2 protein-coding genes are annotated in these 8,108 nt (G+C 27.8%); both read right to left on the bottom strand.

Going from position 1 to position 8,108, the window contains the following annotated elements; translation table 4 throughout:
• Nucleotides 1-563 precede the first annotated feature (563 nt).
• Nucleotides 564-791 (bottom strand): hypothetical protein, encoded by a 228-nt coding sequence (locus ACWXVU_RS03040; RefSeq protein WP_456012175.1) that lies wholly within the window; start codon nucleotides 789-791, stop codon nucleotides 564-566.
• Nucleotides 792-981: 190 nt separating this feature from the next.
• The coding region (locus ACWXVU_RS03045) for a hypothetical protein (RefSeq protein WP_456012176.1) at nucleotides 982-8,108 on the bottom strand (7,127 nt) is incomplete at its 5' end.

An 8,108-nucleotide genomic window follows, 5' to 3' on the forward strand; every position in this document is an offset into this window, starting at 1 on the left:
TGCTGATTTATAACGCAAATTTAAAACTTTATCAATCATTTTTTTGTAGTAACATACATTAATAACTGATTTGGGATATAAATCATAAAAAAAGGTAATTCAGCCTTTTGATCTAAACAATAAGATAAGTTTATTTGTAGCAGTCCTTCATCAACATTTGGTTTTTTATATTCAGCATATTTCATGTTTTTTGAGCTTATATTAAAGTTCGTTGAATCGACAGATAAATATGCGTCATCCGAATTATTCTAAATATGTTCTTGATTGTTTTGATCATCTATAATTAAATTCAAGTATTTTTTTGTTGTTATATCTTTGTGCAAAAGCATTGATATCGTTGAGCTTGAAGGAATTGAAAACAAACCAGAAAAATTTTTATATGCCGCTTTTTAAATAATTGTGAAACCGTAAATTCTTCATCAATATAATGAGATGCCAATGCTTTATTAATTCGCTTTTTGTGTTAAAAATATTTTCCAAATGTTCATCTATATAAATCTTTAAAAAATTTAGTTATTGTCAAATGTTGCCGATAGAAACAACGGATGATTTTTTTTATCATCTTATATTATTGTTATTTTTGCGCCGGGAAAATTAAAATACTTATCATTTGGTATTAATAAATTGTTATTTTTTGGATCTATTTTGCCAATATTAACTCTCTTATCGATATTATATTTTTTATCCTTTTTATATTCAACTTCTGCGACATAATATACATATTTATTATTACCTTTTCTAATCATTTTGACATTTTTAGGCATTTTAACTCTTTGATCTTTTAGTATCATTTTCTTTAGTTTATTTATAACTAAATTGTTATATATTTGAGGTCAAAAAAAGCAAAAAATGCTGATTTTTTTAATAAATCAGCATTTTCCCCTTATTTTATTTTAGTTATAAAAACCAGTAAAAGTTTAAGATTTAAAATATTTATACAAGAGAATATACATAAAAATTTCTACATTACTTTGATATTTTTTATCTTCAAATATAAGGTTTAGCATTTTTTGGATAGCCATCGTTATCTAATTCACCAGGGCTAATTAGACTTCTATTGTAGAATCTATCTTTGAATTTTTTCCATTCTTCTAAAAATGCTTTATCTGTTGAGTCTGTATTTAAAGCTATTTTATCTAACAATTCATATTTTTCCTCTTGGCTAATCAAGCTTTCTGGAGCATTGGCTATTTTTTTTGCTCATCAGTTTAAGAAAGTAATTTGTGACGTTTTTTTTCATCATTCAGAAACATTGTATGTACCGAATAATTGATTATTTGATTCTAAAATAATTTTGCTCTTATCTTCTGCATTTATAACACCTTCAAAATTAGTTTTTAATTGCTCTAGACTATATCGTGTTGAATCGTCAACTATTCCAGCATCTTTTACTCTAGCTATTAATTTTAGAAACTCATAATTTAATTTAGCATTTCTTCTATATTTGTAGTAAACTTCATACAATGCTTGATTTTCAGTCTTTATAGCTCCCGCTCTATCAGTATCTTGTTTTTCAAACTCAGATATTATATGCGATCACGAACCTAGAGGAATTGTTACATTATATGGACCTGCATCAGCTGGGTGTTTTTTGTAATGTGAGTCAACCCTTTGTTTAAAGAATGGTAATCATTTTTTGGTATCTTTAGATTCATATTTTGCTATAAATTTTTCAGCTTTAATTTTTGCGGCTTTATATTTTTCGATTGTATCAGCAGATCTGATTTGTTCATTTAATGCATTATATTCATTATTATATTGAGAAGTAAACGTTCCTGTGCTATCTTTACCTTGATCATTTACGGCTATAGATAATGACTGATTTAATGCTAACTTCATGACACTATTACCGTAATCTGAATCACCGTTTGAACCTAACCTCGTTTTTCTTAAATCCTCTAACTCCGCATTTCTTTGTTGATTTATTTTCTGACTTATTGTATTTAATTCACTATCTGATGAGGCATTATTTATAAGCTTATAAAGATCTTTTAGATTATATTTTGTCGCTTCGCTAGCTTCGGGTCTAAATTCACTAGGTAATCCACCTCTATTATTAGACAAATCAAATAGTGCTAATTTGTCAACCTCTTTTCTTAATTCTATTTTTCTAGAAATAATATTAATTTCTGATTCGATAGCCGAAAATTCTGGTTTAGTTTTTGATAATTCTACCTTATCTAAAAGATTCTTTTTATCAGGAGAATTAGGTAATTTGTTAATTTGTTTGATTAATTCTTGTTTTTTAGCTTGAATTTCAGCTTTTTGTTTTATTTCTTTATCCCTTTGTTTTTCGGCATCAGTTTTAATAGTTTCAAGGTGTTTAATACTATTTGTTGAGTTATTTAGTCTATCTTGCAGTTTTTTCTTTTCTTTTGGGTCGGAAACTTGTGAAATTGCTTGTTGAGCTAAACGTTTCTTATTTTCATATTCTTGTTTATATGATCTAACTTTTTGCAATAGTGCTGAAATTTTAGTATGATCAGTCTTAGAAAAATCTGCTAAGAATTCATTTTTCTTTGTCTCTGGTTTAATATTGTTTATTTCATTTTTTAATGCATCAATATTTGTTTTTAGTGTATTAAGAGTCGCTTCCACAGTGACTTTATTTGAATAATCAATTTTAGATGTTAGAGATTGTTTAATTTTTTCTTTTGTTTTTAATGAATCAGTTCTTAATTGCGATGAATTTTCTGGATATGCTAATTCATCAATAAATAAGTTGAAGTTTTGTCTTGTAGCATTTGTCACAAGTGACTTAATGTTATTGATTGATGTGGATAGTTGTGTATGAGCACTAGGAACTTGCGTGTTATCGATATTTCTCTTTATATTATTTCTTTTATTTTGAGGAATATTACTTAATGTGTTAATTTTTTCTTTTGCAAGACGCTTATAGTTTTTAATTATTTCATCTTTTAAATCATTTTCATTATAAACCTTATTATCCGTTATTGTGGTAGGAACAGTTTGATTTAATCTTGTTATTAAATTATTTTTATCTTCCCCGTCATCAAATGAATTATTAATTACATTTTTGTATGTTTCAATCTTATTTGCTCAACCATCAGGCAACGCATTGTTAGCTTGATCTATATTTTCTGCTGAATTTAGCTTTTGTTTTATTTTTTGAACTGCTTGTGCATTATCTTTTGAATATTTTAGATTTTTGCCATTAGCACCTAACTGTTCTTTCTTTTTTTGCATATGGCTGCTAAAATTAGTTATCTCAGTTTGTTTTTGGTTTAAGCTTTGCATATCATTTAATTTATTAACAGCACTTTTTAGAGCATTTTTAGCTTGGGTTGCTTCAGGTGATTTAGGATCTGGATAAGGAATTTGGTCAATTAATTTATTAATTTCCTTTTTCTTATTAGCAATGCTTGTATCGCTATCTTGTTTTGTTTTCTTTTGTTTAGCTTTATTTAATTCATTTTCTAGATTTCTAGATATTTCTTCTAATTGAGCTTTTGTCTTTGCAGTTAGATTAGGTTTATTTTGTGAATTGTATGTATCAAGAATCTTTTGCAATTCTTTCTTAATTGTGCTGTATTCTTTTTTATTTAGGTTTGAAGTTATATAAGTGTCAATTGCATCTGCTTTTTGTTGAACTTCCGCTCTTAATGTTTGTTTTCGGGTATTAATAGTATCAAGAGCTTTTTTGGCAACAACCTCAGCTGCCGTTATTTTTTTATTAGCATCAATAATTTTGGCATCAGTTAGTTTAGTAGTTTTATTAGCTGCTGCTTGTGCTGAACTAATCGCATTTGTAAGTGCCTCTGTTGAACTTTTTAATGCTGGTTCCTTAGCCATCTCGGTTTTTGTAGCATTTGCTTTGGTAAGACTCGCTTCTAATTTAGCAATTTCAGCATCAGTTTTCTTATTTGCGGCTACTCTTTGTGTTTCGGCGTTTGTTGTTGTCTGTTCTAAGGCTTTAGTCTTATCTGAAATGCTTTTAATTGGGTCAATATTTTCTTTGGATTTATTTGTATTAATTTTTTGTTGCAATTGACTAATTATGGTGACTAAATTTGCGCGGTTTGGATCTTGTTTTAATGAATTTAATTTTGCTTGTGCATTTCTGAGTTTTTGGTCATGTTGAGCTTGCGCAGCATGAAGTCTATCATTAAAATCATTTATTGCACGGTTTGCTTCATTTTTTAAGTTATCAATTACTTGTTTTTGCTGAATATATTTACTTTGATCATTATCATTAATAATTCTTTCTGCTTCTTTAATAGCTTCTTCTAAGCGCTTTTTAAGTTTTACCATTTCAGGGTCACGAGTAATAATACGCTTTGCAACACCATTTATTTGATTTTTAGCATTTATTAGATTTTGTTTATTTCTTGCAACAATCTGGGTATCTTTTTGAGCTTTATCTCTTTTGGCTTTTTCAAGTGCATCATGAAGTTTTGACTTAAGTTGTTCTAAATCGTGTTTTGTTTTAGAATTAATATTTGCTTTATCATTCTCATTATAAGCATTTAAAACACGTTCTAATTCAGTCTTAATTTGACTATAATCACTATTATTAGATAAATTTTGGGTTATATATCGTTGAATATCATTAGCGTTTGTTTGAATTTCACTTATCAATGTTGATTTTTGAGCATTGATATTATCAAGTGCAGCTTTTGCAACTTTTTCAGCATTAGCAAGTACCTTATTAGCTTCTTTTATTTGAACATCAGTTGCATTTTTACTTGCATTTTTAATACCATTAGCTGTATTAATTGCTTGTTGCAAGGTTTGTTTTTGACTATTTAATTCTGGCTCATTATCCATTGCGGTTTTAGTTGCATCAGCCTTTTGGATTGTTTTTTTAAACTCAGCAAGTTCGTTATTGGTTTTTTGATTTGCAGTGGTTTTTTCTGTTTCAGCAGTTTGAATAGCATCTTGCAATGTTTTTGTTTTATTGTCTATATTTACAATGCTGTCATTATCATTAATGCTTTTATTGTTATCAATAACTGATTGTAATTTTTTAATTACATTAGTTAGGTTTGCAGAGTTCTTGTCTTGATTTAATTGGCTTATTTTAGCTTCTGCTTCTTTAACTTTTTTATTATGCTCAGTTTTTGCGTGTTGCAATTTAGCTTCAAATTGCTTCTTCTTTTGTTCAGCTTCGGTTTTTAGATCTTCTAATTTTTGTTTTTGAGTAACATAATTACTTGCTTGATTATTATCAAGAATTGTTTTTGTTTCATTTATTGCTTCATCAAGTTTTGCTTTAAGTGTTTTCATTTCATTATCATGACTAGTAATTGAATTTGAAATACCTTGCAATGTATCTATAGCTTGTGTAAGCGATTGTTTATTAGCTTCTTTGATATCATTATCTTTTCTATTTTTATTTTGTTGTGCCTCAGTTAATGCATCATTTAATTCCTTTAATATATTTTCAAGTTCATTTTTAGGTTTTGAATTTAACGCATTTTTATCTTTGTATTTATTATGAGTTGTATCTAATTTATCTTTGATTTCTTTGTATTCAGGATGGTTTTTTAATGTATTTGAAAAGTTTGAAACTTCATCTATTTTTTGAGAAATTTGGTCTCTTAAGGTAGTTTTTTCAGTATTTATATTTTTGAGAGCTTCTTTTGCTACATTGTCAGCCTGAGTTAAAGTCTGAAGTGCGCTTTCTATTTGCGCATCTAATAATTTTGGATTTTTATCTTTTGCTTGTTGGGCAACTCTTATAGCTTCACCTAATGTATCTTTAGCACTATTTAGTGCAGATTCATTTGCCATCATATCTTTTGTTTTATTTGCGGCAGTTATTGCATCATTTAATTTATTTAAAGCTGCTTGTGTCTTTTGACCTGCTGCATTTTTGGCTTGATCTGCTGCCTGTATCGCATTTTGCAATGAATCTTTTTTGTTGTTAATATCCTGAATTGCATCATTAATATTAGCGTTTTGATTATTGTTAATTTGTTGTTGTAGGTTATTAATTACATCAGTTAGGTTTGCTACATTTAAATCACTTCTTAGATTATTTAATTTTTCTTGAGCTTCTTTTAATTTTTGGTCATAGTCAGCTTTTGCTTGTTTTGCTATGGCATCAAATGATGTTTTTTCTTTTTCAGATTTTTCTTTTAAATCATCAAGTTTCTTCTTTTGTTCAACAAATTTATCTGTTTGATCTTTGGAAATTGTACTTTCAGCTTCATTAATTGCGTCGTTTATTTTTTTCTTGAGGTCTAACATTTTTTTATCATTGCTTGTTATTGAATTGACAAATGCCTTTAAATTATCTTTTGTGGTTGTTAATTGTTGTTTATTAAGAGCATTTATGTCATTATCTTTTTTAGCTTTGTCTACCTTAGCATCGGATAATTTTTTATTTAGATCCTCTAATATTTTATCTAATTCAGCTTTTGTTTTAGAACCAAGATTATTCTTATTATTTCTATTGAAATTATCTAATTCTGTAGTTAATTTATTTTTAATATCATCATATTGATTTCCATTTAGGTTATTTTTGTAATCCTCAATTTCCTTGGCTTTTTGGTTTATTTGCATCTTGATTGAGGCTTTTTGGCTATTTATGTTTGTTATAGCTTGTTCTGCTGCTGTTTTTGCTTTTAATAAGGTTTTATTTGCATTTTCTATATCTTTATCAGCTAGTTTTTTAGGTGTGTGATTTTTTATACCCTCAGCTGTTTTTATTGCTTCACTTAATTTATTTTTGGTATCCGATAATAAAGGTTCAGAATTCATTGAAGTTAGCGTAGTTTTTGATGCATTAATTGTATTTCCTAATTTTGCTAAATTTGCTTCAGTTTTCTGATTTGCAACAGCTTTTTCTCTTTCAGCTGTTTTTATTGCTTGGTCTAAATTATCCTTTTTAGTAGTAAATGATGAAATTGGGTCTCTGTCTTGGGCATTGTTATTTTGATTTATTGTGTTTTGCAAATTTTGAATTACAGTATTTAGATTTGCTGAGTTTGCATCATTTTGTAATTCAGATACTTTATTATTGGCTTCTTGTAGCTTTTGTCTATATGCGTCTCTTTCGGTATTTAATTTTTTAGTAAAGTCACTTATCTTTTTATCTGCTTCAGTTTTTAAACTTTCGATTTTTGAAATTTGCGATATATATTTATTAAATTCGTTTTTGCTAATTATGCCCTCAGTCTCAGTGACAGCTGTATTAATGTCTTGTTTTAGTTTTGTCATTTCAGGATCATGACTTGTGATGCTATTACCAACACTTTTAAGGGTTTCTTTTATTTTTGTTAGCTTTTGCTTATTTTGTTCTCTAATTTCTAAGTCTTTTTGTTGTTTTTTATTCTTAATGTCTTGTAGTTGTGAATCTAATTTAGATAGTAAATCGGTAAGTTGTTGTTTTGTTTTATTTGATAAGCTATTTTTTTCATTATTTACATAATCATTTAAGTGTTTTTCTAATTCGCTTTTTATATTTGCAAAATCATTTCCTGCTAAATCGGTATTTATATAATCACGAATTTCTGTTTCTTTTTGATTAATTTGATTTTTAATTTGGTCTTTTTGATCATTTATCTTTTTAATTTCTTGTTTGGCAATATTTTCTGCTTGTAGTAATGTTTTTTTAGCTTCATTGATTTCGTTATTTGCTAATTTTGGAGTTTGATTTTTTGCTGTTTGTGCTATTGCGATTGCTTGCTCTAAGTTAGTTTGGGCACTACTTAATAATGGCTCAGAAGTCATTGAGTCTTTTGTAGCACTAACATCTGTTATTGCTTTTTGTAGTTGTGCTAAATGCTCGCTAGTTTTTTGTGCCTCAGCATTTTTTTTGTTTTCTGCAGTTTCTATTGCTTTTTGTAATTGATCTTTTTTATTATTAATTTCTGATAGTGGTAGATTATCATCGATTGTTTGATTATCTGCAATTGCTTGTTGCAGTTCTTGAATAACATCATTTAAGTTAGCAGAATTTTCATCTGCTTGAAGCTGTGAGATTTTATTTCTTACTTCAAGAATTTTTTGTGCATGAGCTTCTTTGGTGTTTTGTAATTCCTTAGCAAATTCTGTTTTTGTGGTTTCTGCTTTTTTACTTAGGTTTTCTAGTTTTTCTTTTTGACTAACGTATTTATCTGATTCTTCATTTGTAATGATTG

Source organism: Mycoplasma sp. 2575, from assembly GCF_053851635.1.